Origin of the sequence: Sphingomonas sp. SFZ2018-12 (assembly GCF_022496715.1) — a bacterium.
Classification (GTDB): Bacteria; Pseudomonadota; Alphaproteobacteria; order Sphingomonadales; family Sphingomonadaceae; genus Sphingomonas.
Map to the genome: position 1 here is coordinate 1,685,057 of NZ_WTFM01000001.1, position 23,662 is coordinate 1,708,718.

At 66.1% G+C, this 23,662-nt stretch carries 22 protein-coding genes and 1 pseudogene; 3 read left to right on the plus strand and 20 right to left on the minus strand.

The annotated features are described in order from the left end of the window. The first annotated feature begins 6 nt into the window (after nucleotides 1-6). Complete coding sequence (locus GO308_RS07870) at nucleotides 7-1,431, plus strand: hypothetical protein (protein ID WP_240885055.1); 1,425 nt, start codon at nucleotides 7-9, stop codon at nucleotides 1,429-1,431. Between the two features lie 28 nt (nucleotides 1,432-1,459). Next, nucleotides 1,460-2,638, plus strand: a complete 1,179-nt coding sequence (locus tag GO308_RS07875) for a VWA domain-containing protein (protein ID WP_240885057.1) — start codon at nucleotides 1,460-1,462, stop codon at nucleotides 2,636-2,638. 106 nt (nucleotides 2,639-2,744) lie between these two features. On the opposite strand, the gene GO308_RS07880 is transcribed toward GO308_RS07875, so the two are convergent. Continuing rightward, the gene (locus tag GO308_RS07880; protein WP_066476297.1) at nucleotides 2,745-3,038 is read right to left on the minus strand and encodes an Hpt domain-containing protein; all 294 of its coding nucleotides are present in this window, start codon (nucleotides 3,036-3,038) and stop codon (nucleotides 2,745-2,747) included. A 110-nt stretch (nucleotides 3,039-3,148) separates the two neighbouring features. On the opposite strand from GO308_RS07880, the gene GO308_RS07885 reads away from it, so the two are divergent. Beyond that, nucleotides 3,149-5,431, plus strand: coding sequence for a hypothetical protein (locus tag GO308_RS07885; protein WP_240885059.1), 2,283 nt, complete (start codon nucleotides 3,149-3,151; stop codon nucleotides 5,429-5,431). Between the two features lie 26 nt (nucleotides 5,432-5,457). Here GO308_RS07885 and GO308_RS07890 read toward each other — a convergent pair whose 3' ends face one another. The 19 genes and pseudogenes from GO308_RS07890 to GO308_RS07980 form a co-directional block, all read right to left on the minus strand. Then, on the minus strand, nucleotides 5,458-5,718 hold the full coding sequence (locus tag GO308_RS07890) for a DUF1467 family protein (protein ID WP_066476300.1): 261 nt from the start codon (nucleotides 5,716-5,718) through the stop codon (nucleotides 5,458-5,460). Nucleotides 5,719-5,722: 4 nt separating this feature from the next. After that, complete coding sequence (locus tag GO308_RS07895; RefSeq protein WP_066476592.1) at nucleotides 5,723-7,357, minus strand: ribonuclease J; 1,635 nt, start codon at nucleotides 7,355-7,357, stop codon at nucleotides 5,723-5,725. Nucleotides 7,358-7,397: 40 nt separating this feature from the next. Next, the gene (locus GO308_RS07900) at nucleotides 7,398-8,204 is read right to left on the minus strand and encodes a type III pantothenate kinase (protein WP_066476302.1); all 807 of its coding nucleotides are present in this window, start codon (nucleotides 8,202-8,204) and stop codon (nucleotides 7,398-7,400) included. A gap of 21 nt (nucleotides 8,205-8,225) precedes the next feature. Then, nucleotides 8,226-8,927: a biotin--[acetyl-CoA-carboxylase] ligase gene (locus tag GO308_RS07905; RefSeq protein ID WP_240885216.1), complete on the minus strand. Its 702-nt coding sequence runs from the start codon at nucleotides 8,925-8,927 to the stop codon at nucleotides 8,226-8,228. 8 nt (nucleotides 8,928-8,935) lie between these two features. Next, nucleotides 8,936-10,381 (minus strand): NADH-quinone oxidoreductase subunit NuoN, encoded by a 1,446-nt coding sequence (gene nuoN, locus GO308_RS07910; protein WP_240885061.1) that lies wholly within the window; start codon nucleotides 10,379-10,381, stop codon nucleotides 8,936-8,938. Continuing rightward, nucleotides 10,381-11,988: an NADH-quinone oxidoreductase subunit M gene (locus tag GO308_RS07915; RefSeq protein ID WP_082731666.1), complete on the minus strand. Its 1,608-nt coding sequence runs from the start codon at nucleotides 11,986-11,988 to the stop codon at nucleotides 10,381-10,383. Before GO308_RS07915 ends, nuoN begins: the two co-directional genes overlap by 1 nt. Beyond that, nucleotides 11,985-14,099, minus strand: a complete 2,115-nt coding sequence (nuoL, locus tag GO308_RS07920; protein ID WP_240885063.1) for an NADH-quinone oxidoreductase subunit L — start codon at nucleotides 14,097-14,099, stop codon at nucleotides 11,985-11,987. Before nuoL ends, GO308_RS07915 begins: the two co-directional genes overlap by 4 nt. Nucleotides 14,100-14,247: 148 nt before the next feature. Continuing rightward, nucleotides 14,248-14,553, minus strand: a complete 306-nt coding sequence (gene nuoK, locus GO308_RS07925; protein ID WP_066476309.1) for an NADH-quinone oxidoreductase subunit NuoK — start codon at nucleotides 14,551-14,553, stop codon at nucleotides 14,248-14,250. Between the two features lie 106 nt (nucleotides 14,554-14,659). Continuing rightward, on the minus strand, nucleotides 14,660-15,271 hold the full coding sequence (locus GO308_RS07930) for an NADH-quinone oxidoreductase subunit J (protein ID WP_066476311.1): 612 nt from the start codon (nucleotides 15,269-15,271) through the stop codon (nucleotides 14,660-14,662). A 185-nt stretch (nucleotides 15,272-15,456) separates the two neighbouring features. Beyond that, a complete protein-coding gene (gene nuoI, locus GO308_RS07935; protein WP_066476314.1) occupies nucleotides 15,457-15,942 on the minus strand; it encodes an NADH-quinone oxidoreductase subunit NuoI in 486 nt (161 codons plus the stop codon). After that, nucleotides 15,939-17,120 carry an NADH-quinone oxidoreductase subunit NuoH gene (nuoH, locus tag GO308_RS07940; RefSeq protein WP_066673646.1) on the minus strand — a complete coding sequence of 394 codons (1,182 nt, stop codon included), beginning with the start codon at nucleotides 17,118-17,120 and terminating at the stop codon, nucleotides 15,939-15,941. The genes nuoI and nuoH overlap by 4 nt, the downstream gene beginning before the upstream one ends. A 115-nt stretch (nucleotides 17,121-17,235) precedes the next feature. Continuing rightward, nucleotides 17,236-19,242 carry an NADH-quinone oxidoreductase subunit NuoG gene (gene nuoG, locus GO308_RS07945; RefSeq protein ID WP_240885065.1) on the minus strand — a complete coding sequence of 669 codons (2,007 nt, stop codon included), beginning with the start codon at nucleotides 19,240-19,242 and terminating at the stop codon, nucleotides 17,236-17,238. Beyond that, nucleotides 19,242-20,546, minus strand: coding sequence for an NADH-quinone oxidoreductase subunit NuoF (gene nuoF / locus GO308_RS07950; protein ID WP_240885067.1), 1,305 nt, complete (start codon nucleotides 20,544-20,546; stop codon nucleotides 19,242-19,244). The genes nuoG and nuoF overlap by 1 nt, the downstream gene beginning before the upstream one ends. Next, the gene (locus GO308_RS07955; RefSeq protein ID WP_066548168.1) at nucleotides 20,546-20,779 is read right to left on the minus strand and encodes a hypothetical protein; all 234 of its coding nucleotides are present in this window, start codon (nucleotides 20,777-20,779) and stop codon (nucleotides 20,546-20,548) included. Before GO308_RS07955 ends, nuoF begins: the two co-directional genes overlap by 1 nt. Further along, entirely contained in the window at nucleotides 20,779-20,949 is a 171-nt protein-coding gene (locus GO308_RS07960; protein WP_156454185.1) for a hypothetical protein, read from the minus strand. Before GO308_RS07960 ends, GO308_RS07955 begins: the two co-directional genes overlap by 1 nt. Further along, on the minus strand, nucleotides 20,946-21,617 hold the full coding sequence (locus GO308_RS07965) for an NAD(P)H-dependent oxidoreductase subunit E (protein ID WP_240885068.1): 672 nt from the start codon (nucleotides 21,615-21,617) through the stop codon (nucleotides 20,946-20,948). The genes GO308_RS07960 and GO308_RS07965 overlap by 4 nt, the downstream gene beginning before the upstream one ends. Beyond that, nucleotides 21,610-22,065 carry a hypothetical protein gene (locus tag GO308_RS07970; RefSeq protein WP_240885069.1) on the minus strand — a complete coding sequence of 152 codons (456 nt, stop codon included), beginning with the start codon at nucleotides 22,063-22,065 and terminating at the stop codon, nucleotides 21,610-21,612. Before GO308_RS07970 ends, GO308_RS07965 begins: the two co-directional genes overlap by 8 nt. Beyond that, nucleotides 22,062-23,228: pseudogene (locus GO308_RS07975) on the minus strand (NADH-quinone oxidoreductase subunit D); the annotation flags it as partial. The gene GO308_RS07970 and the pseudogene GO308_RS07975, both read right to left, overlap by 4 nt. Nucleotides 23,229-23,293: 65 nt before the next feature. After that, entirely contained in the window at nucleotides 23,294-23,662 is a 369-nt protein-coding gene (locus tag GO308_RS07980) for a cupin domain-containing protein (RefSeq protein ID WP_066476345.1), read from the minus strand.

Genomic DNA, 23,662 nt, shown 5'->3' on the forward strand with positions numbered 1-23,662 from the left:
GGATCTATGCGCGAAGACACCGGCGGCGTTTCCGATCGCGAAGTCAGGATCTGGGTGGTCGCCATGCTGGTCGGTGCGGCGGTGCTGCGCCTGACCGCGGCGGCCAACGGCGGTTTGTGGCTGGACGAGGCGTGGTCGGCGACCTTCGCGTTTGAAGTCGGGACGCCTGCCGGCATCTGGTTCAATATCGGCCATGACAACAATCATCACTGGAACACATTGTGGTTGCAGCTGACCGGCCTCGGTGCGCCGCCCGTCGTGTCGCGGCTGTTGTCGGTCGCGACCGGGGTCGCTGCCGTGCCCCTCGCCGCCGCGATCGCCGCGCGCTGGGGCCGACCGCAGGCGATGATCGCCGCCGCGCTGTTCGCCTTCTCGCCCATCCTGGTCACCTATGGATCGGAAGCGCGCGGCTATGCGCCGATGGTGCTCGCCCTGCTCGTCGCGATCCGGCTTACCCAGCGGATGATCGCGGGGGAGGATGACGGAGCGGCTCCCGGCCGCATCGCAGCAAGCTTTTTCATCGGGCTGTTCGCGCAGCTGACGCTGGTCTTTGCATTGCCCGCACTGGCCGGGTGGCATCTGGTGGCGCGGGCGATGGCGGGCAGCTGGCGCGAGGCGGCGGTCACGACCGCGCGGCGCTTCGCGCCCGCGGTTCTGGCCAGCATCGCGGTCATCGCTTTCGTGTTCGCCAGCGCGCATGCCCGCGGCGGCTTTACGTTCGGCGAATATACGCGCTTCAGCCCCGGCCATTTCGCCACCGCGCTAGATCAGCTCGCCGCATACACGCTTGGGCTGGCGGGACTGCCCGCCGGCATCGGCGCAGCCACCGCCATCGTGCTCCTCCTAATCGCGCTCGTGGTCGAGCGGCTGCGGGGGCCGATGCCGTTCATCGTGCTGGCGACGCTCGCCTTTCCTGCGACGGTGGCATTGCTGCGTCTGGGGAACAGCCAGTTTCCACGCTATTATCTGCTTGCGGCCGTCGCCCTGCTGCTGATGCTCGCGCGGGTTGGCGGGCGGGCGATGGCGACGCCGGGTCCGGCGCGGGTGGCGACGATGCTGGGGCTGGGCCTTGCCGCGATCGGGGCGCTCGCCACCAACGACGCGACCATCCACGCCGCACGCGGCCATCCCGAGCGGGCACTCGCTCCGATCGTCGCGGCGACGCCCGGAAAGTCGCGCGTGTGGGTGGCGAGCACGCGATCGATCGCGCCGCTCCGCGCGGCGGCGGCAGTCGCGGGCGACCCGCTGTCGATCAGCACCGCCCCCTGCCCCGACGCGGAGTTCCTGTATGTCGACGGCTCGCCCGACGACCGGCTTGCGCCCCGGCTGGCTGCATGCGGGGTGCGCGCCCAGCCGATCCGAGCAGGCATGACCGGGGGGCTTTCGGGAACCGCCTGGCGGCTCTATCGTGTCGTGCCGGACCCCAGGTGAGGCGGGGCGGCGCGCGAAAGGCACGGTCATGTTTTTCTCCTTCATCGACGAGCTGCGCGCCGCCGGCATTTCGGCCAGCCTGAAGGAACATCTGGTCCTGCTCGACGCGCTGGAGCGCGACGTGATCGACCGGACGCCGGAGAGCTTCTATTTCCTCGCCCGCGCAACCTTCGTGAAGGACGAGGGGCTGCTCGACCGCTTCGATCAGGTGTTCGGCAAGGTGTTCCGCGGCATCGCCACCAGCTATGCGACCGAACAGGCGGCGATCCCGGAGGAGTGGTTGCGTGCCGTCGCCGAGAAATATCTGACGCCCGAGGAAATGGCGGCGATCGAGTCGCTCGGGTCGTGGGACGAGATCATGGCGACGCTCAAGCAGCGGCTTGAGGAACAGCAGGGCCGGCACCAGGGCGGCAACAAGTGGATCGGCACCGGCGGCACCAGCCCCTATGGCAATTCGGGCTACAACCCCGAAGGCGTCCGTATCGGTGGCGAAGGCAAGCACCAGCGCGCGATCAAGGTTTGGGACCAGCGCGCGTTCAAGAACCTCGACAACACGCGCGAGCTGGGCACCCGCAACATCAAGGTGGCACTGCGCCGCCTGCGCCGCTTTGCGCGCGAGGGCGCGGCGGACGAGCTCGACATCGACGCGACGATCGACGGCACCGCGCGGCAGGGCTGGCTGGACGTCCGGATGCGCCCGGAGCGGCACAATGCGGTCAAGCTGCTGCTGTTCCTCGACGTCGGCGGATCGATGGACCCCTGGGTCAAGCTATGCGAGGAGCTGTTCTCTGCCGCGACGTCGGAGTTCAAGAACCTCGAATTCTTCTATTTCCACAACTGCATCTACGAAGGCGTGTGGAAGGACAATCGCCGCCGCTTCACCGAACGCACCAACACCTGGGACGTGCTGCACAAGTTCGGCCACGACTATAAGCTGGTGATTGTCGGCGACGCGTCGATGAGCCCGTACGAGATCACCCATGCCGGCGGATCGGTCGAGCATTTCAATGAGGAAGCCGGGGTCATCTGGCTCCAGCGGCTGACCAACACCTATCCGGCGACCGCGTGGATCAACCCGATTCCGAAGGAACAATGGGGCTATTCGCAGTCGATCCGCATCATGCGCGAACTGGTCAACGACCGCATGTACCCGCTGACGATCGCCGGCCTGGACGACGCGATGCGGGAACTGACGCGCAAGCGATAGGGCGGGTCGAGTTCACGCGCAGGTGCGACGGCGCGAAGAAATTCTTCGTCGCCACGGCGGAGGCCGGGGCGACGACTTTATGCTTCGGCCGCGTGCCGAAAGAGGGTCAGAGCCGCTCGATCGCCTTGTGCAGGCGGCGCAGCACCATCGGATCGCCCTGGGTCGCATTGGCGGCTTCGTCCGCCAGCGCCATCAGCCGGATCGCGCCGAAGCTCGCGGCCAGCCCCTTGAGGCGAAGCGCGGCGGCACGCCAGCCCTCGACGTCGACCGCATCCTCGAGCGCGGTGACCGCGCGGCGGCTGCTGTCGAAAAATGCCTCGCGCAGCTCCGCGATCAGCGCGGGTTCGTCACCCACCGCCGCGGCCAGCGTCGCATCGATTGCACCGGGATCATATGCCATAAATTGTGGATAACCCCGCAAAGATTAAGACGAGGTTGTCGGTTGCCGGTTTGCGGCGCGGCAATTCCTGTTACTGTCCCGCCATGACGGGACGCTCGAGGATCGCCGGCTTGCGGCATGAGGACGACGACGCGGTGCTGACCGAGGCCGTGGCGCACGACGACGAACTGGTGCTGGGCACCGTGGCGGAGGCACCCGAGGCGCCACCCGCCCCGGAAGAGGCTCCTTCGGACGCCCCGTCCGGCCGGCTGGTGCCCGCGCTCGCCATCCTCGCCGCGATCGGCTGGATCGGCGCGGCGCTGTGGGCGAGCTGGCCGAACCTGCGCGGCGGCGCGACGCCGGGCGAATGGCTGCAGTTCATTGCGGTCCTGTGCGCGCCGCTGGCGTTGATCGGTGTGCTGGCGCTGCTCGCGCTGCGCACCAGCCGGGCGGAAGCCCAACGCTTCGGCCGCACCGCGCGGGCGATGCGCGCGCAGGCGGATGCGCTGGAGCACGCGGTGGGCCAGATGGCGTCGGTCCTCGAACAGAACCGCGCCGAGCTCGGTCGCCAGACCGACGCGCTGCTCGCACTTGCCGATCAGGTCGCGGCGCGGATGCAGGAGGTAGGCTCCAGCGTCGCGGCCGGCGCGCGCGAGATCGACCAGAGTGCCAATCAACTCAACGATTCAACCATCGCCGCGGCCGCGCGGCTGAGCGTACTGCTCGCCTCCGTACCCAAGGCGCAGGCCGAAACCGAAGCGATGGCGACCGCGCTCGACCGGGCGGGGCTGTCCGCCAGCGCCAATGCGGCCGCGCTCGCCGCGCAGCTCGCATCGATCACCGAACGCGGCAAGGAGGCCGACGCGGTCGCCAGCGGCGCGGCCGAGCGGCTCGCCGCGCACATCGCGCGGATGGAAGCGACCAGCGAGACCGCCGGCGCGCGGCTGGAAGCCGTGACCGGCGAAATGACCAGCGCGGTCGACGGCGTGCTCGAACGCGCGGCGCATGCCGTCGACGAGGCACGCAAGGGGATCAGCGCCCAGGGCGACGCGATGCTGGCGATGCTGGCGAACAATCAGGCGTCGATCGAGCGTGCCGGGGCCGACGGCATCGCCGCACTCAGCGACCGGATCAGCGCGGTCGAGGGGGCGATCGCCCGGATCGGCGACCTGCTCGGCCAGCAACGCACGCGCAGCGAGCATCTGTTCGACAATCTGGTCACGGGCATCGAGGCAACCGAGCAGAAGCTGGCGGCGCTCCACACGACCGGGCTCGACCGCACGCAGTCGCTCGCCGCGGCGATCAGCGCGCTCGACGGCAGCGCCGGCGCGATGACCGAAACGATGCGCGTCGGCGACGAGACCGCGCGCCGCGTGATCGGCACCGCCGAGGACCTGCTGACCGCGCTCGACGCTGCGTCGCGCGAGATGGACGAGACGATGCCGGAAGCGCTTGCCCGGCTCGACCAGCGGATCCAAGCAAGCCGCGCGATCGTCGGCGAGGCCAAGCCCGAACTGCTCGCGCTCGTCACTGCGGCGGAGAGCACGCATGAAGCGATCGAGGCGATCGCCGGGGTGATCGCGATCCAGCGCGACACGCTGGGCGGCGTGTCGCAGTCGCTGCTGTCGACGCTCGACACCAGCCGTGCGCGCATCGACGACATCCAGGGCATCGTCGACACGACGATCGCCGGCACGCGCCGTTTCAGCGACGATGCCGCGCCCCAGCTGATCGAGGCGCTCAACCGCATCCGCGAAACCGCCACCGCCGCGAGCGACCATGCCCGCAAGGCGCTCGCCGCGGTGATCCCCGAAGCCGCGCAGGCTCTGGAACGCGAGGGCGCGGCCGCGCTCGGCCGCGCGATGGAGCAAAGCGTCGCGCGCCATATCGTCGAGCTGAACGACGTCGCCGATCGCGCCGCCGCCACCGCCGCGCGCGCGGCCGAGGAATTGAGCAAGCAGATGCTGGCGATCGCGGAAACCAGCATGACGATGGAGCATCGACTGGAGGTCGCGCGCGACGAGCAGCAGCGCAACAGCAGCGACACCCTGTCGCGCCGCGTCGCCCTGTTGATCGAGGCGCTCAATTCGATGTCGATCGACCTGTCGAAATCGCTCGCGCAAGAAGTGTCCGACAGCGCGTGGACGGCGTATCTGAAGGGCGACCGGGGCGTGTTCACACGACGCGCGGTGCGCCTCCTCGATGCGGGGCAGGTTCGCGAGATTTCAGGCCATTACGATCAGGACGCCGAGTTCCGCGAGCAGGTCAATCGCTACATCCACGATTTCGAGGCGATGCTGCGCCAGATTCTGGCGCTGCGCGAGGGCTCGCAGCTTGCGGTCACGCTGCTGTCGTCGGACATGGGCAAGCTGTACGTCGCGCTCGCCCAGGCGATCGAACGGCTGCGGACCTGACCGCGCCGCGTCGCGCGGTTACCGGCTCAATTATAGTAGTCGAGCATCGCCGGCGTGACCCAGCCATAGACGTAATTGAGGTAGAACAGCGCGAACGCGACCGTCGCGACGATCGTCGTGCGGATCATCAGCCGCCGGATGCTGAAGCCGACGGGGGCACTGTCGGCCTGGCCGGGCACCTTGGCGACGCCGGCCTCATCCGCGGTGCGTACGCCGAAGGGCAGCACGAGAAACACCGCGAACACCCAGAACAGGAAATAGATCGCCAGCCCCGACTGCCACGCCATCGGATCAGGCGTCCACGATCAGCACGTCGACGATCGGCTTCTTGCCCGTCCAGCGGGTCGCAACCCGCCGCACCGCAAGCCGGACCGCCTCACGGACCTTTTCGCGGTCGCGCGTGTCGCCCTTGACCGCGCCGGCTGCCGCATCCTGGGCGTCGGCGATGAAGGGTTCGCGATCCTCCTCGACGGGCACGCCCTGGATGCGCACTTCGGGCGTGCCGGCAAGCGCGCCCTTGCGCAGCGCGACCGCGACCGAAACCTGGCCATAGAGCGCCAGCTTGCGCCGTTCGTTGATCGTCGTGCCGTCGGCGGGCAGGATGACGTCGCCGTCGAGCACCAGCCGACCGGAGGGCGCGGCACCGATTCGTTCGGGCTTGCCGGGTGCCAGCCGGACGATGTCGCCGTTCTTCTGCACGATCGACTGGGGTACGCCCTCGCTCAGCGCAAAGCGCGCCTGCTCGGCCATGTGGCGCAGCTCGCCATGCACTGGCACGAGGATTTCGGGACGGATCCAGCCATACATCGCCGCCAGTTCCGGCCGGCCCGGGTGGCCCGACACGTGCACATAGGCCTGGCGATCGGTGATCATTGCGACGCCCGCAGCGGCCAGCGTGTTCTGGATGCGGCCGATCGCGATCTCGTTGCCGGGAATCTGCTTGGAGGAAAAGACGACAAGGTCGCCCTGCCCCAGCTTGATCTGGTGCGTTCCCTCCGCAATGCGCGACAGCGCCGCGCGCGGCTCGCCCTGGCCGCCGGTCGCGACGATCATCACCCGGCCGGGGGGCAGCGACATCGCGGTGTCGAAATCGATCGTGTCGGGGAAGTCGCGGAGATAGCCCGTCGCCTTCGCCACCCGAAGAATGCGGTCCAGCGATCGGCCGGCGACGCACAGCTCGCGGCCGGTGTCGCGCGCCACCTCGCCCAGCGTCTGCAGCCGGGCGGCGTTGGAGGCGAACGTCGTGACGAGCACGCGACCGGTCGCCGCGGCAATCACCTCGTCCAGCCCCTTGCGGACATCGCCCTCCGACCCCGAGGCTTCGGGATTGAAGACATTGGTCGAATCGCACACCATCGCCAGCACGCCCGCATCGCCGATCGCGCGCAGCTCGGCCTCGGTCGATGGCTCGCCCAGCAGCGGCTGATTATCCAGCTTCCAGTCGCCGGTGTGGAAAATGCGCCCATGCGGCGTGTCGATCACCAGCGCATTGCCCTCCGGAATCGAATGCGCCAGCGGCACGTAGCGGAAACCGAAGGGCCCCAACTGGAAACTGCCCTCATTCTCCACGATCTTCAGCCGGACGCGGTCGGCAATCCCCTCTTCCTCCAGCTTGCCGCGAATCAATCCGGCGGTGAAGGGCGTGGCGTACAGCGGAACGTCGAGATCGGCCGCGAGATAGGGCAGCGCGCCGATATGATCCTCATGCCCATGCGTCAGCACGATGCCGAGCAGGTCGTCCAAACGCTCCTCGATGAATTGCAGGTCGGGCAGGATGATGTCGATGCCCGGATAGCCGGGATCGGCAAAGGTGATGCCGCAATCGACCATCACCCATTTGCCTTGGGTGCCGTAAAGATTGACGTTCATCCCGATCTCGCCCGATCCGCCGAGCGCGAGGAAAAGCAGTTCGTTACCTGGGGTCACTGGGTTCCGTTTCTGGTTGGCGGGGGCGCAGGCCTGCGCGTCAGTCCGCACCCCCATTATGGGCGCGCGACCACAGCATCGCCAGCCCCTGAATGGTCAGATCGGGCTCGATCACGTCGAAAACCTGTGTATGCTGCTCGAACAGCACCGCCAGGCCGCCGGTGGCGATGACGCGGGCGGGGCGGCCGATCTCGGCCCGGGTGCGCGCGACCAGCCCCTCGATCATCGCGATATAGCCCCAATAGATCCCGATATGCATCTGTTCGACGGTGCTGCGTCCGACGACGGTCGCCGATGCCGGTGCCTCGATCGCGATGCGCGGCAGCTTGGCCGCCGCGGTCACCAGCGCATCGAGCGACAGGTTGATGCCGGGCGCGATCACGCCGCCTTTATAGGCGCCGCGGAAATCGACGACGTCGAAGGTGGTGGCGGTGCCGAAATCGATGATGATCAGGTCGCCCGGGTGCTGGGCATGCGCCGCAATGACGTTGAGCGCGCGATCCGCACCCAGATTGTCGGGTTCGTCGACGTCGAGCGCAAAGCCCCATTGCGCCGCGCCGCGCCCGGCCACCACCGCCTCCACCCCGAAATATTTCTGGGCGAGCACCTGGAGATTATGCAGCGCGCGCGGGACGACCGTGCCGATGATGACCGCGTCGACGACCGCCCGGTCGAAGCCCTCAAGCTGGAGCAGCTGGCTCAGCCACACCGCATATTCATCCGCCGTCCGTCGCGGATCGGTGGCGATGCGCCAGCGCGCGCGGATCGTCCCGCCGCCCGCCACATTCCCCGGCTCAACCAGTGCAAAGACGATATTGGTGTTGCCGGCATCGACCGCGAGCAGCATGGCCCTATCCCTTTCGTCCCATCAGATCAGGAACACGTCGCCCGCGTGAATGACACGCGCCGCGCCATCGGCCAAGCGCAGGATCAGCGCGCCATCGGGATCGAGCCCGTCGAACCTGCCTTCAAATGCTTCCCGGTCCCCCGCCCGGACCCGAAGGGGCGTGCCCGGCGGATGCGCGAGCGCCAGCCAGCGCTGACGAATGCCAGCGAAGCCATGTCCGCGCCAGCTGTCGAGCGTGACGGCGAGCGCGGCGGTCAGCGGGTCGAGCAGCGCGAGCGGTTCGACCTTACGACCCTGTGCGGCCAGGCTGGTGGTCGGCCGATCGAGATCGGTGGGGTGCGCGGCGAGGTTGGCACCGAAGCCGATCACAACCGCGTCCCCGGCGCGCTCGAGCAGGATGCCCGCCAGCTTCGCGCCGCCGATCATCACGTCGTTGGGCCATTTGAGCGTCAGCGCGGCGATCGGCCCGGCGGCCTGGATCACCGCATCGGCGAGCGCCACCGCCGCGACAAAGCCGAGCGTGGCCGCCGCGGGGTCGCCGGGGCGCAGCCGGACGATGGTGCTGGCGTAAAGATTGCCGGGCGGCGATTGCCATGCGCGACCCTGCCGGCCCCGCCCCCCGGTCTGCGTCTCGGCGCGCAGCCAGAACCCCTCGGAGGCTCCGGCGGCGGCAAGCGCAAGGCAATCGGCGTTGGTGGATCGCGTCGTCGCGACCGTGCGGATCGTCGAGGTCAGAACAGCGCCTGCGCCGCCGCGTTCGACCACAGCGTCAGCGCGGGGATCGCGAACATGCCAAGCGGCGAGATCGCGACCGCCGTCACCGCGATGATGCCGCCTTCGACAGGGCTGGCGACGGGCGGGAATGCCTCTGCCGGCGCGTCGAAATACATCACCTTGACGATGCGCAGATAATAATAGGCGCCGATCACCGACGCCACGATACCGATCACCGCCAGCGGGAACAGTCCGGCCTGGATCGCCGCATCGAACACCGCGAACTTGGCCCAGAAACCGAACAGCGGCGGCACCCCGGCGAGCGAGAACATGAACATCGCGAGCGCGAGCGCCAGTAGCGGCCGGGTGCGCGACATGCCGGCCAGGCTGTCGATCGTCTCGATCGAGCTTCCGTCGGCGCGCTGCATCTGGAGCACCAGCGCGAACGAACCGATCGTCATCACCAGATAGACGGCGAGGTAGAACATCACCGATGCCACGCCCGTCGGGGTGCCGGCGGCAAGCCCGATCAGGATGAACCCGATATTGTTGATCGACGAATAGGCGAGCAGCCGCTTGATGTTGGATTGCCCGATCGCGGCAGCCGCCCCCAGGATGATCGAGGCAAGCGCGGCGAACACGACGATCTGGCGCCAGTCGCCCAGCGCCGGGCCCATCGCCTCGACCGCGACGCGGGTGGCGAGCGCGACCGCCGCGACCTTGGGCGCAGAGGCGAAGAAGGCGGTGACCGGCGTCGGCGCGCCTTCATAGACATCGGGCGTCCACATGTGGAACGGCACCGCCGACATCTTGAACGCGAGCCCGGCAAACACGAACACCAGGCCGAACAAGAGGCCGATCGAGCGCCCCTCGGCATAGCGCGACGCGATCAAGTCGAACGCGGTGGTGCCGCTGAAGCCATAGACCAGCGAGATGCCGTAGAGCAGGATCCCGCTCGCCAGCGCGCCGAGCACGAAATATTTGAGGCCCGCTTCCGCCGAACGCGTGTCGCGCCGCATGAAGCTGGCCAGCACATAGGCTGCGAGACTCTGCAGCTCGAGCCCGACATAGAGGGTGAGCAGGTCGGTCGCCGACACCATCATGCCCATGCCGACCGAGGAGAGCAGGATCAGGATCGGATATTCAGGCCGCAGATTTTCGCCCGAGGTGCGCTCGAAAAAGCGCGGCGCGATCAGGATCGCCACCGCCGCGCCCAGATAGATCAGCACCTTGGCGAATGTGGAGAAGACGTCGGCGCGGTACAGGCCGTAAAAGGCATCGCCGCCATTGCCCGCCGGGCCGGTCAGCGCGATCCCCGCGCCGATCAGGATCGCGACCGACGCGGTGCTGATCGTGCGCGTTGCCGCCGTGCCGCCCCAGGCAGCCGCCAGCATCAATGCCAGCGCGCCGAGCGTCAGCACGATCTCCGGCAGGGTCAGAACCAGTTGCGAACCGTAATCCATCAATGCGTCCCCGCGGCGGTGGCTTCGCCCGCGCCCGTTGAATGTTCGCCAGCGCCCTCATGGTGCCCGCGCGCCACCTCGACCCGCGCCGCGTAAGCCGCTGCCCCTGCAGCCGTGCCCGGCGTCGGACGCGAATCGCCCGCCGGCGCAGCGCGATCGAGCCGCGCGAGCAGGGTCGTCACATCGGCCCGCATCGGCGCGATGAACGGTTCGGGATAGACGCCCATCCACAGCACCACTGCCGCAATCGGCGCGAGCAGCGCGATCTCACGCGGCGACAGGTCGGGCATGGCGCGGACATCGTCCTTGACCAGATCGCCGAACACGACGCGGCGATAGAGCCAAAGCATATAGGCGGCGCCCAGGATGATGCCGGTCGTGCAGAGCACCGCTGCCCAGGTCGACACCTGATAGGTGCCCATCAGGCTGAGAAACTCGCCGACAAAGCCGCTGGTACCCGGCAGGCCGATCGACGCCATGGTGAACAGCAGGAACAACACGGCGTAGCGCGGCATGTTGATCGCCAGGCCGCCATAACGGTCAATCTCGCGCGTATGCAGCCGGTCATAGATGACGCCGACGCACAGGAACAGCGCGCCCGAGACGAGGCCGTGCGAGAGCATGACGATCATCGCGCCCTCGATCCCCTGCTGGTTGAACGCGAAGAGGCCGATCGTCACGATCGCCATGTGCGCGACCGAGGAATAGGCGATCAGCTTCTTCATGTCCGCCTGCACCAGCGCGACGAGCGAGGTGTAGATCACCGCCACCGCCGACAAGGCCAGGATCAGCCAGGTCAGCTGCGCCGATGCCTCTGGGAACATCGGCAGCGAGAAGCGCAGGAAGCCATAGCCGCCGAGCTTGAGCAGCACGCCGGCCAGGATGACAGACCCCGCGGTCGGTGCCTGAACGTGCGCGTCGGGCAGCCAGGTGTGGACCGGCCACATCGGCATCTTGACCGCGAATGAGGCGAAGAAGGCGAGCCACAGCCAGGTCTGAACCTGGGGCGGGAAGTCATATGCCATCAGCGCCGGGATGCTCGTCGTCCCCGCCGTCGTGGTCATGTAGATCATCGCGACTAACATCAGCAGCGAGCCGAGCAGCGTGTAGAGGAAGAACTTATAGCTGGCGTAGATGCGGTTCGCGCCGCCCCAAATGCCGATGATCAGGTACATCGGGATCAGACCGGCTTCGAAGAACATGTAGAACAGGAACAGGTCCTGCGCCGCGAACGTGCCGATCATCAGCGTTTCGGTGAGCAGGAACGCCGCCATATATTCGGGCACGCGATCGGTGATCGCTTCCCAGCTCGCCCCGATGCAGATCGGCATCAGGAATACCGAGAGCAGGATCAGCAGCAGCGAAATGCCGTCGATGCCGACCGCCCAGGCGAAACGGCCGAAGATCGGCGCATATTCAACGAACTGCCATTGTGCGGCCTGCGCCGACTGGTCGAAATTGGCCCAGAGCAACGCACCCAGCGCCAGATCGACCAGCGTCGCGGCCAGCGCGATCCAGCGCGCCGACCTGGCATCGGTGAACAGGCAGGCAAGTGCCGCGACCAGCGGCACCGCCAGCATGACGGAGAGGATCGGAAAACCGGTCATCGCGTGATGATCCAGGTGACCGCGGCAGTGAGCCCGATCAGCATGACGAACGCATAGCTATAGACATATCCCGATTGCAGCTTTGCCGCCGCGCGCGTCCCCGCCATCACCAATGCCGCCGACCCGTTGGGCCCGAAGCGATCGATTGTGCCCTCGTCGCCCTGCTTCCAGAACAGCCGGCCAAAGGCGAGCGCGGGGCGGACGAACAGATGGCCGTAAAGCTCGTCGAAATACCATTTGTTGAGCAGGAAGCGGTGGAGGATGCGGAACTGCTCGACAAACTGCGCCGGGAAGCCGGGCCGCAGAAGATAGGCGTAGACCGCGACGACGAAGCCGATCGCCATGACGATGGTCGCGGCCAGCTTCACCAGCAACGGCACCTCGTGCATCGCATGCGCCAGCGTTGCGTCGAAGAAGATGCTTCCCTTCCAGAACGCATCACCCGCTTCCGCTTCGATGAACTGGTGGAAGAAGCCGAAGCCGGAGGCGATCGCGCCGATGGTCAGCACCAGCAGCGGCACCAGCATCACCCACGGGCTTTCATGCGGGTGGTAGCCGCCGGTACCCTCGGTCACGTGATGCTCGACATGCGCGGGCGCGTGGCCGGCGTCTTCCTGAGCCGGCGCGTTGGCCGCGACGTCGCCATGGCCGTGCGTCGCGTGATCGTCATGGCCGTGCGTATCATGGCCGTGCGCATCGTGAATCGCGTGCTGGATATGCTCCGACGCGGCCCAGCGCGGCGTGCCCCAGAAGGTTAGGAACATCAGACGCCACGAATAGAAGCTGGTGAGCAGGGCGGCGAACGTCCCGACCCAGAACGCGCCGACGCCCTCGCCGGACGCAAAGGCCGCTTCCAGGATCGCGTCCTTGGAATGGAAACCGGCGAAACCGAACGGCTCGTTGCCGAAGATCGGCGCGATGCCGACCCCGGTGATCGCCAGCGTGCCGGCCATCATCGTCCAGAAGGTGATCGGGATGTGCCGACGCAACCCGCCATAGAAGCGCATGTCCTGTTCATGGTGCATCGCGTGGATCACGCTGCCCGCGCCCAGGAACAACAGCGCCTTGAAGAAGGCGTGGGTGAACAGGTGGAACATCGCCGCGCCATACGCACCGACGCCGGCGGCGAAGAACATGTAGCCGAGCTGGCTGCACGTCGAATAGGCGATGACGCGCTTGATGTCGGTCTGCACCGTGCCGATCGTGGCGGCGAAGATGCAGGTCGCGGCCCCCACGACGGTGACGACGCCCAGCGCGATCGGCGCGGCTTCGAACAGCGGCGACAGGCGGCAAACCATGAACACGCCCGCCGTCACCATCGTCGCGGCGTGGATCAGCGCGGAAACGGGCGTCGGCCCCTCCATCGCGTCGGGCAGCCAGGTGTGCAGGCCAAGCTGCGCCGACTTGCCCATCGCGCCGACGAACAGCAGCAGGCAGATCAGCGTCAGCGTGTCGACGCGATAGCCCAGGAAGCCGATCGTCGATCCCGCCTGGTTGGGCACGGCGGCAAGGATCTCCGGGATCGACACGGTGCCGAAGACCAGGAACAGCCCGAAGATGCCGAGCATGAAGCCGAGATCGCCGACGCGGTTGACCACGAACGCCTTGATCGCCGCCGCATTGGCCGAGGGCTTTTTGAACCAGAAGCCGATCAGCAGGTAGCTGGCGAGACCGACACCTTCCCAGCCGAAGAACATCTGGACGATGTTGTCGGAAGTCACCAGCATCAGCATGGCGAAGGTGAACAGCGACAGATAGGCGAAGAAGCGCGGCTGATCCGGGTCCTCGCTCATATAGCCCCAGCTATAGAGGTGGACGAGCGCGGACACGGTGGTGATGACCACCAGCATGACCGCGGTCAGCGTATCGACGCGCAACGCCCACTCGACATCAAGCGTGCCCGATCGCATCCAGGTAAGCACCGGCACCACGCTGGCTTCGGCCGTTCCCGACAGGAAGCCGACGAAGATCGGCCAGCTGAGCGCGCAGGCGATGAACAGGCCGGCGGTGGTAATGAGCTTCGGGAACGCGATCCCGAACGCGCGGTTCGACAGCCCCGCGACGATCGACGCGACCAGGGGCGCGAAGACGATGATGGCGATGGTGTTCACCGAAGCCCCTCCGTCGCCCCGGCGCGTGGGCCCCCGCAAAGTATTCCTTTGCGGGGAACCCCGAAGGCCGGGGCCGCTGGCAATTTACAGAGCGCCAATAGCCCGGCGGTCCCGGCCTTCGCCGGGACGACGCTTTTCTTCGTCACCATCACCCCTTCATCCGGTTGACGTCGTCGACCGCGATCGTGCCGCGGCCACGGAAATAAATGACCAGGATCGCCAGCCCGATCGCCGCTTCGCCCGCCGCGACGGTCAGCACGAACATCGCGAACACCTGGCCGACCAGGTCGCCGAGATAGGCGGAGAACGCGACGAGGTTGAGGTTCACCGCGAGCAAGATCAGCTCGATCGCCATCAGGATGACGATCAGGTTTTTGCGGTTGACGAAGATGCCGAGCACGCCGAGCGTGAACAGGATGCCGGAGACGACGAGGTAATGGGTGATCCCGATCATGCGGTGAGCCCCTTCAAACGCAAACAGGGACCGTTCGTATCGAGCGCAGTCGAGATACGCTTCTCGACTTCGCTCGAAGCGAACGGCGTTTGGGGATTGGTCGCGCTCACAGCTCCACCCCCTGCCCGACCGGCTGATTGACGTTACGCACCGCATCCTTGGCGCGGCGGTTGATCTGGCGGCTGACATTCTGGCGCAGCACGCCTTCGCGCTGGCGATAGGTCAGCACGATCGCACCGATCATCGCGACCAGCAGCACCAGCCCCGCGCCCTCGAACAGATAGAGGTAGCGCGAATAGAGCAGCCGCCCGATCGCCTCGATATTGGGGACCGTCGGGTCGATCGGGGCCAGCCGGTCCGCGATCTTCACGCCGCCCGCCGACCATGCGCCGACCGCGATGAAAATCTCTGCCGCCAGCGCGACCGCCAGCGTCAGCCCGATCCAGAAATAATTGACCACCCCGGCGCGCAGCTCGGCGAAATCGATGTCGAGCATCATCACGACGAACAGGAACAGGATGGCGACCGCGCCGACATAGACGATGACCAGCAGCATCGCGATGAATTCGGCCCCGACCAGCACCATCAGCCCGGCGGCGTTGAAGAACGCCAGGATCAGCCACAGCACCGAATGTACGGGGTTGCGCGACGCGATCGTCATCGTCGCGCTGACGATGACCACGGTCGCGAACAGGTAAAAGGCGATGGCCTGGATCACGCATTCCCCCGGCGAACAAGGTTCGTCACCCCGGCAAAGGCCGGGGTCTCGTGCCGCAAGGACGCACCCTGCCGGATTGAGGCCCCAGCCTTCGGGGATCCTCGCAAAGCATTACTTTGCGGGGGCCCTTTCGCTGGGGCGACGCGAGTGGTTTGAATCATAGCGAGCCCTTTGATGCTGGCCGCTTACCGATAGGGCGCGTCGGCGGCAAGGTTCGCGGCGATCGCCTGCTCCCAACGGTCACCGTTCGCCAGCAGCTTTTCCTTGTGATAGATCAATTCCTCGCGCGTTTCGGTGGCGAACTCGAAATTCGGCCCCTCGACGATCGCGTCGACCGGGCACGCTTCCTGGCACAGCCCGCAATAGATGCACTTGACCATGTCGATGTCGTAGCGCGTCGTGCGGCGGCTGCCGTCCTCGCGCGGCTCGGCCTCGATCGTGATGGCGAGCGCCGGGCACACCGCCTCGCACAGTTTGCACGCGATGCAGCGCTCCTCACCATTGGGATAGCGACGCAGCGCATGTTCCCCACGGAACCGCGCCGAGATCGGGTTCTTTTCGTACGGATAGTTGATCGTCGCCTTCTTCTTGAAGAAGTAGCGCAGCGTCAGCGCGTGCGCCTTCACGAACTCATAGAGCGTGAACGAACGAAGGGTCTGGGCGAGGCTCATTGGCTCGACTTTCCGTTGAAAAGCTTGTCGCGGCAAATGCCGTCGGCCGGGTAGCGCGGCGGATCGACGCGCACGTCGACGCCCCTGATGTTCGCACCGCTGACATACATGCGATCGGCGGGGGCGCATTCGGTCCCGACGCGCGTCAGCATCAGGAAACCCGACACCAGGAAGACGAACAGCAGCGACAGCGGCAGGAAGATTTTCCAGCCCAGCCGCATCAGCTGGTCATAGCGATAGCGCGGTACCGTCGCCTTCACCCAGCTGAACAGGAAGAAGAAGGCGAGCATCTTGACGAACAGCCATATGATGCCCGGCACGGCATAAAGCGGCGCCCAGTCGAACGGCGGCAGATAGCCGCCCCAGAACAGGGTCGCGTTGAGCACGCACATCAGGATCACGTTGGCATATTCGCCCAGCCAGTAGAGCGCGAACGCCATCGACGAATATTCGGTCTGGTATCCCGCAACCAGCTCGCTTTCCGCTTCGGTCAGGTCGAACGGCGCACGCTGGGTCTCGGCCAGCGAGGAGATGAAGAACACCACCGCCATCGGGAACAACAGCGGGTTGAGGAAGAAGCCGTTGACCGGCGTCCCCATCACATTGCGCTGCGCCTCGACAATTCCCGACAGGTTGAAGGTGCCGGCCCACAGCACGACCGAGATCAGCACGAACCCGATTGCAACTTCATACGACACCATCTGCGCCGCCGCGCGGATCGCCGAGAAAAACGGGTATTTCGAGTTGGACGACCAGCCCGCCAGAATGATGCCATAAACGCCGAGCGACGACGCGGCGAGCACATAGAGCAGCCCGACATTGATGTCGGACAGCACGACGCCGACATCGAACGGCACCACCGCCCACACGATCAGCGCGATGGTGAAGGTGATGATCGGCGCGAGCAGGAACAGCCCGCGGTTGGCCCCCGAAGGGATGATCGTTTCCTGCAGGAACACCTTGAGACCATCGGCGAACGACTGGAGCAGCCCGAACGGGCCGACCACGTTCGGCCCCTTGCGCAGCGCCATCGCCGCCCAGATCTTGCGGTCGGCATAGATGATCATCGCGACCGCCAGCATGACCGGGAACGCGATCAGCAGGATGCCGATGATCGTCGCGGTGAACCAGGCGGCTTCGAAGGACCAGCCGGCGGAGGTCTGGAAAAACTCGGTCATTTCGCGCGCGCTCCTCTCGCCGTTCGTATCGAGCGAAGTCGAGATACGGGGACGGAACGCAATGCCAACGTGTCTCGACTGCGCTCGACACGAACGGGAGAGGCCAGGTGCAAGGTCATTCCGCCGCCTCCGCGAAATCCTGGCCGTGGATCAGTTCGGCCGAGCAGCGCTGCATCGTCGGGCTGGCGCGGCAGATGGCGTTGGTCAGGTAGAAGTCGCTGATCGGATAGGTCACCTCGCCCGACGCCACCGCATCGAGCGCGGGCGGGTTCCAGTCGTAGCGGACCAGCCCTTCCTCACCTAGCGCCGGCACCGCCTTCGCCATCTGGCCACGCAACTGGTCGAACGTGTCGAACTGCAGCGTGTGGCCCAGCCGCTCCGACAGCGCGCGCAGGATCGTCCAATCCTCACGCGCGTCCCCCGGCGGGAAGGCGGCGCGGTTGCTGAACTGCACGCGGCCTTCCAGATTGACGTAGGTGCCGTTCTTCTCGGCATAACTCGCCGCCGGCAGGATCACGTCGGCGGCATGCGCGCCCTTGTCGCCGTGATGACCGATGAACACCTTGAAGCTGCCCGCAAACGCGGTGAAATCGACTTCGTCCGCGCCCAGGAAGAAAGCGAGCCTGGGCGCCGCCGCGACGATATCCGCGATGCCGCCCGGCTGCGCATAGCCGAGCATCAGCCCGCCCATCCGCGCCGCCGCCGTATGGACGACGTTGAAGCCGTTCCAGCCATCCCGCACCAGATTGAGCGGGTTGGCCAGCGCCAGCGCACCACCAAAGCCCTGCTTGAGCGCGCCCGGACCCACCATCACGACCGGCCGCTCAGCCGCGCCGAAAGCCTGGCGCACCGCATCGGGCAGCTTGTTCAGCAGCGACAGGTCGTTGCCCAGCCATGTCACCGGATAGGTCAGGTCAACCTCCGGCCCGATCGCGAACACCTTGCCCCCGTGCTTGATCGCCTTGCGCACCCGCGTGTTGATCAGCGGCGCTTCCCAGCGCAGGTTGCTGCCGACCAGCAGGATCGCGTCCGCGTCCTCGACCCCCGCGATCGTCGTATTGAACGCGACCGCGCCCAGATTGGTGACGTCATAGGCCATGCCGGTCTGCCGCCCCTCGAGCAGCGTCGATCCGAGCGCGTTGACCAGCGACTTGGCCGCGAACATCGTCTCGCAATCGAGCAGGTCGCCGGCGATCGCCGCGACGCTCGACCCCGCCGCCCTGGCGCGATCGGCGATGACATCGAAAGCTTCTTCCCAGGTGGCGGGCACCAGCTTGCCGTCGCGGCGCACGAACGGCCGGTCGAGCCGCTTGCGCGCCAGCCCATCGACATGGTGGCGCGTCTTGTCGTGCGCCCATTCCTCGTTCACGTCCTCGTTGATGCGCGGCAGCACGCGCAGCACAGCGCGCCCACGGCTGTCGAGGCGGATATTGGTGCCGACCGCATCCATCACGTCGATCGCCAGGTTCTTCTTGAGCTCCCAGGGCCGCGCCTCGAACGCATAGGGCTTGGACGTCAGCGCGCCGACCGGGCACAGGTCGACGACATTGCCCGACAATTCGCTTGTCACCGCCTTTTCCAGATAGCTGGTGATTTGCATATTCTCGCCGCGATAGATCGCGCCGATCTCCTCGACACCCGCGACTTCCTCGGCAAAGCGGACGCAGCGCGTGCACTGGATGCAGCGCGTCATCACCGTCTTGACGATCGGGCCCATGTACTTCTCGGTCACCGCGCGCTTGTTCTCGGTATAGCGGCTGGCGCCCCGGCCATAGGCGACCGACTGGTCCTGCAGGTCGCACTCGCCGCCCTGGTCACAGATCGGGCAGTCGAGCGGGTGGTTGATCAGCAGGAACTCCATCACCCCTTCGCGCGCGGCCTTCACCATCGCTGAATCGGTGCGGATTTCCTGATTGTCGGCGGCGGGCAGCGCGCACGACGCCTGCGGCTTGGGCGGCCCGGGCTTCACCTCGACCAGGCACATCCGGCAATTGCCGGCGATCGACAGCCGCTCATGATAGCAGAAGCGCGGAATCTCCTTCCCCGCCGCCTCGCACGCCTGAAGCACGGTCGCGCCCTGCGGCACTTCGACTTCGATTCCGTCTACGGTAAGTTTAGGCATTACTCCGCCGCCTCCTGCATCGGCGTGAGGTCGCCGCCCTGGCGCTCGGCGATGCGGCGCTCCAGTTCGGGGCGGAAGTGGCGGATCAGGCCCTGGATCGGCCAGGCGGCGGCGTCGCCAAGCGCGCAGATGGTGTGGCCTTCGACCTGCTTGGTGACCTGATAGAGCGTATCGATCTCGCTGACGTCGGCGTCACCGCTGCGCAGCCGCTCCATCACCCGCCACATCCAGCCGGTGCCCTCGCGGCACGGCGTGCACTGGCCGCAGCTTTCATGCTTGTAGAAATAGCTCAGGCGGCTGATCGCGCGGACGACGTCGGTCGACTTGTCCATCACGATGACGGCGGCGGTGCCGAGGCCCGAACCCAGCGCCTTCAGCCCGTCGAAATCCATCGGCGCGTCCATGATCTGTTCGGCAGGCACCAAAGGCACCGACGAGCCGCCGGGGATCACCGCGAGCAGATTGTCCCAGCCGCCGCGAATGCCGCCGCAATGCTTTTCGATCAGCTCGCGGAACGGGATGCTCATCGCTTCCTCGACCACGCAGGGCTTTTCGACATGCCCGCTGATCTGGAACAGCTTGGTGCCCTTGTTGTTCTCGCGCCCGAAGCTCGAGAACCACTCCGGCCCACGCCGCAGGATCGTCGGCGCGACGGCGATCGATTCGACGTTGTTGACCGTGGTCGGGCAGCCATACAGCCCCGCGCCCGCCGGAAAGGGTGGCTTCAGGCGCGGTTGGCCCTTCTTGCCCTCCAGGCTTTCGAGCATCGCGGTCTCTTCGCCGCAAATGTACGCGCCCGCGCCGCGGTGGACGAACACGTCGAAATCATAGCCCGAGCCACAGGCATTCTTGCCCAGGAACCCCTTGGCATAGGCTTCGGCAACCGCGGCGAACAGCGTCTCCGCCTCACGGATGTATTCGCCGCGAATGTAGATGTACGCGGCCCGCGCGCGCATCGCATAGCCGGCGATTAGCGCGCCTTCGATCAGCTTGTGCGGATCGTGGCGGATGATCTCGCGGTCCTTGCACGAACCGGGTTCGGATTCGTCGGCGTTGATGACCAGGAAATTGGGCCGCTCCGCCTTGGGCTCCTTGGGCATGAAGCCCCATTTCACGCCGGTCGGAAAGCCCGCGCCGCCCCGCCCGCGCAGGCCGGACGCCTTGATCTGGTCGATGATCGCGTCCTGGCCGCGCGCCATCAGCGACTTCGTATCGTCCCAATCGCCGCGCTTCATCGCCGCGTCGATATTCCACGGCTGATAGCCGTAGAGATTGGTGAAAATGCGATCCTTGTCCGCGAGCATCATCCGGCATCCGTCAAATCAAGGCGGCGCTCAACCCGCGCCAGCCGTGCGTCCATCTTGTCCATGCGCGAATTGATGCCGGCGATCGACATCATCATCGATGCCATATGCTCCACGCTGGCGGTAACGCGCAGCTTGATGTCGCCCAGGTCGCTCTCGATGCGATCGAGGCGGCCGTTGAGGCGACGAAACTGCTCGCCGATGAAGTTCAGGATTTCCGCTTCTTCGGGCATCACCGCCGCCCCTTGTCCTTGGTCATCCACAGATAGACGACCACCGCCAGGCCGATGACCAGCAGCGGGCCGAACAGCGCAAAGGTAAGTTTCAGCACCCAGCCGAGCACGACGATGCCGCCGATGATCGCCAGGATGGTGACGATCAGGTTCTTGTCCTTCGCGCTCATGCCCATTCCTTCCGATAATCGTGGTTTTCGGCGACCATCGCGGTCAGCGTCGTCGGCCCGCCCAGCGGCTCGACGGTGTGGCGGCCGGGCTCCTGCGTGCCGGGCCGGGGCGCTTCGCCCTTTGCCAGCGCGTCGAGGATCGCGGCCATGCGATCATAGGTCAGGTCTTCGTAGTTGTCGTCGTTGATCTGGACCATGGGCGCGGACGCGCAATTGCCCATGCACTCGACTTCGGTCAGCGTGAACAGGCCGTCCGCCGTCGTCTTGCCCTTGGCCAGCCCCTTGTCCTTGCACGCCTGGAACACGTCGTCGGAGCCGCGCAGCATGCACGGCGTCGTGCCGCACACCTGGACATGGAAACGCCCGACCGGGGCCAGATTGTACATGGTGTAGAAGGTCGCGACCTCGAACACGCGCATGTACGGCATGCCGAGATAGGCGGCGACATATTCGATAACCGGCACGGGCAGCCAGCCCTGGGTACTGGTCTCCGCCCCCACCTGGCGCTGGGCGAGGTCGAGCAGCGGCAGCGTCGCCGATTGCTGGCGGCCGGCGGGGTAACGTGCAACGATCTCACGCGCCTTGACCGCATTGTCGATCGACCACTCGAACGACGCCCAGCGCGCGCGGACTTCCGCTTCGGAGGGGAGGTTTGGGGTGTCAGCCATTCGTTTTCTCTGTTGTCGCAACACTGCGAACTACCCGTGCAATATTTCGCCCGGTTGCCCGGATCAGCACACCGTTCGCATATTCAAATTCTACGACCACGCCTGTCTCGTTAGATTCGTCAAAGAACCGAACTTCGACCGTTTGACGGACGCAAGGCTGAGCAGGCATGGGAACGCTCGTCCACACCCCATACTCGAACGTAGATGCAGCAATTTTCTTGTTGAGTTCGTCAGCACCTGCACGCCCCCGCCCAATGGCAGCGCCGACATCGCCAAACACTAGCGAAAACTCAGCGTCTTCGCTCAAAAACTGCTGCGCAGACCGATCACCTCTTAAAATTGTGACACTCCGCTCAGCCAAAATGGTCGTGACCTCACCCTGATATGCGGCCTTTGAAAGGGCCGCATCCGGACACATAACCATAGCGGCGAGCGCCAGTGCGATCACCGGTCACACTCCCCGAACACGATGTCCATCGCGCCAAGGATCGCCGTGGTATCCGCCAGCATGTGGCCGCGCGACATGAAGTCCATGGCCTGCAAATGGCTGAACGCGGTCGGGCGGATCTTGCAGCGATAGGGCTTGTTGGTGCCGTCGCTGACCAGATAGACGCCGAACTCGCCCTTGGGGCTTTCGGTCGCGACATATACTTCGCCGGCGGGGACGTGATAGCCCTCGGTATAGAGCTTGAAGTGGTGGATGAGCGCCTCCATCGAGCGCTTCATCTCGCCGCGCGGCGGCGGGCCGACCTTGCGATCGAGCGTCATCACCGGGCCTTCGGGCATTTGCGCCAGGCACTGCTTCATGATCCGCGCCGACTGGCGAACCTCCTCGACCCGCACCATGAACCGGTCGTAGCAGTCGCCGCGCGTGCCGACCGGCACGTCGAACTCCATGCGGTCATAGACGTCATAGGGCTGCGACTTGCGCAGATCCCACGGGATGCCGGCCGCACGGATCATCGGGCCGGAAAAGCCCCATTTGATCGCGTCCTCGCGGCTGACGATGGCGATGTCGACATTGCGCTGCTTGAAGATGCGGTTTTCGGCGACCAGGCTGATTGCATCCTCGAACAGGCGCGGCAGGCGGGTGTCGAGCCAGTCGGCGATGTCCGTCAGCAGCTTCAGCGGCACGTCCTGATGCACGCCGCCGACGCGGAAATAATTGGCGTGCATCCGCGCACCCGACGCGCGCTCGTAGAAGTTCATGCAGTCTTCGCGCAGCTCGAACATCCACAGATTGGGCGTCATCGCGCCGACGTCCATGACGTGTGAGCCCAGGTTGAGCATGTGGTTCTTGATGCGCGTCAGCTCGGCGAAGAATACGCGCAGATATTGCGCGCGCAGCGGCACGTCGAGGTCGAGCAGCTTTTCGACCGCCAGCACGAAGCTGTGCTCCATGCACATCGGCGAACAGTAATCGAGCCGGTCGAAATAGGGGATCGCCTGGGTATAGGTCTTGTATTCGATCAGCTTTTCGGTGCCGCGGTGGAGCAGGCCGACATGCGGGTCGAGCCGCTCGACGATCTCGCCGTCCAGCTCCATCACCAGCCGCAGCACGCCGTGCGCGGCCGGGTGCTGCGGGCCGAAGTTGATCGTGTAGTTCTCGATCATCACTTCGTCGGTGGCGGCGCCATCGCTGGTCGCCGGCGCGGTGGCGTCGATCGTCTCGGCCATCACAATGTCTCCAGCGTCGCGCGGGTCAGGTGCGAGGGTGCGTCGCCCGTATTCGGTTCGCCTTCGCGGTCGATCATCAACATGTGGACTTCTTCCTCGGCGAACGGGCGATGCTCGGTCCCGCGCGGCACGACGATCATTTCGCCCGCACGCAGCCGGCGCACGCCGTCGCGAAACTCGATCCCCAGCTCGCCCTTTAGGACGAGGAACAGTTCGTCGGTGTCGGCATGGGCATGCCAGGTGAAGTCGCCCTGCACCTTGGCAACGCGCAGCTCATGGCCGTTATAGCTGCCGATGACGCGCGGATTCCAATGATCCGCGAACGCCGCCAGCTTGTCCGCCAGCACGATCGGTTCAGGTGCGGGCAT

What these genes read in the sequence shown, in the direction of transcription:
- GO308_RS07960 (WP_156454185.1), bottom strand. Translation starts at nt 20,949, where the DNA reads ATGAGCGCGAAGGACAAGAACCTGATCGTCACCATCCTGGCGATCATC.
- nuoH (WP_066673646.1), bottom strand. Translation starts at nt 17,120, where the DNA reads ATGACCGAGTTTTTCCAGACCTCCGCCGGCTGGTCCTTCGAAGCCGCC.
- GO308_RS07980 (WP_066476345.1), bottom strand. Translation starts at nt 23,662, where the DNA reads ATGCCCGCACCTGAACCGATCGTGCTGGCGGACAAGCTGGCGGCGTTC.
- GO308_RS07880 (WP_066476297.1), bottom strand. Translation starts at nt 3,038, where the DNA reads ATGGCATATGATCCCGGTGCAATCGATGCGACGCTGGCCGCGGCGGTG.
- nuoG (WP_240885065.1), bottom strand. Translation starts at nt 19,242, where the DNA reads ATGCCTAAACTTACCGTAGACGGAATCGAAGTCGAAGTGCCGCAGGGC.
- GO308_RS07915 (WP_082731666.1), bottom strand. Translation starts at nt 11,988, where the DNA reads ATGACCGGTTTTCCGATCCTCTCCGTCATGCTGGCGGTGCCGCTGGTC.
- nuoF (WP_240885067.1), bottom strand. Translation starts at nt 20,546, where the DNA reads ATGCTCGCGGACAAGGATCGCATTTTCACCAATCTCTACGGCTATCAG.
- GO308_RS07870 (WP_240885055.1), top strand. Translation starts at nt 7, where the DNA reads ATGCGCGAAGACACCGGCGGCGTTTCCGATCGCGAAGTCAGGATCTGG.
- GO308_RS07875 (WP_240885057.1), top strand. Translation starts at nt 1,460, where the DNA reads ATGTTTTTCTCCTTCATCGACGAGCTGCGCGCCGCCGGCATTTCGGCC.
- GO308_RS07900 (WP_066476302.1), bottom strand. Translation starts at nt 8,204, where the DNA reads ATGCTGCTCGCGGTCGATGCCGGCAACACCAATATCGTCTTTGCACTG.
- nuoI (WP_066476314.1), bottom strand. Translation starts at nt 15,942, where the DNA reads ATGAGCCTCGCCCAGACCCTTCGTTCGTTCACGCTCTATGAGTTCGTG.
- nuoN (WP_240885061.1), bottom strand. Translation starts at nt 10,381, where the DNA reads ATGGATTACGGTTCGCAACTGGTTCTGACCCTGCCGGAGATCGTGCTG.
- GO308_RS07890 (WP_066476300.1), bottom strand. Translation starts at nt 5,718, where the DNA reads ATGGCGTGGCAGTCGGGGCTGGCGATCTATTTCCTGTTCTGGGTGTTC.
- GO308_RS07955 (WP_066548168.1), bottom strand. Translation starts at nt 20,779, where the DNA reads ATGCCCGAAGAAGCGGAAATCCTGAACTTCATCGGCGAGCAGTTTCGT.
- GO308_RS07965 (WP_240885068.1), bottom strand. Translation starts at nt 21,617, where the DNA reads ATGGCTGACACCCCAAACCTCCCCTCCGAAGCGGAAGTCCGCGCGCGC.
- nuoK (WP_066476309.1), bottom strand. Translation starts at nt 14,553, where the DNA reads ATGATCGGGATCACCCATTACCTCGTCGTCTCCGGCATCCTGTTCACG.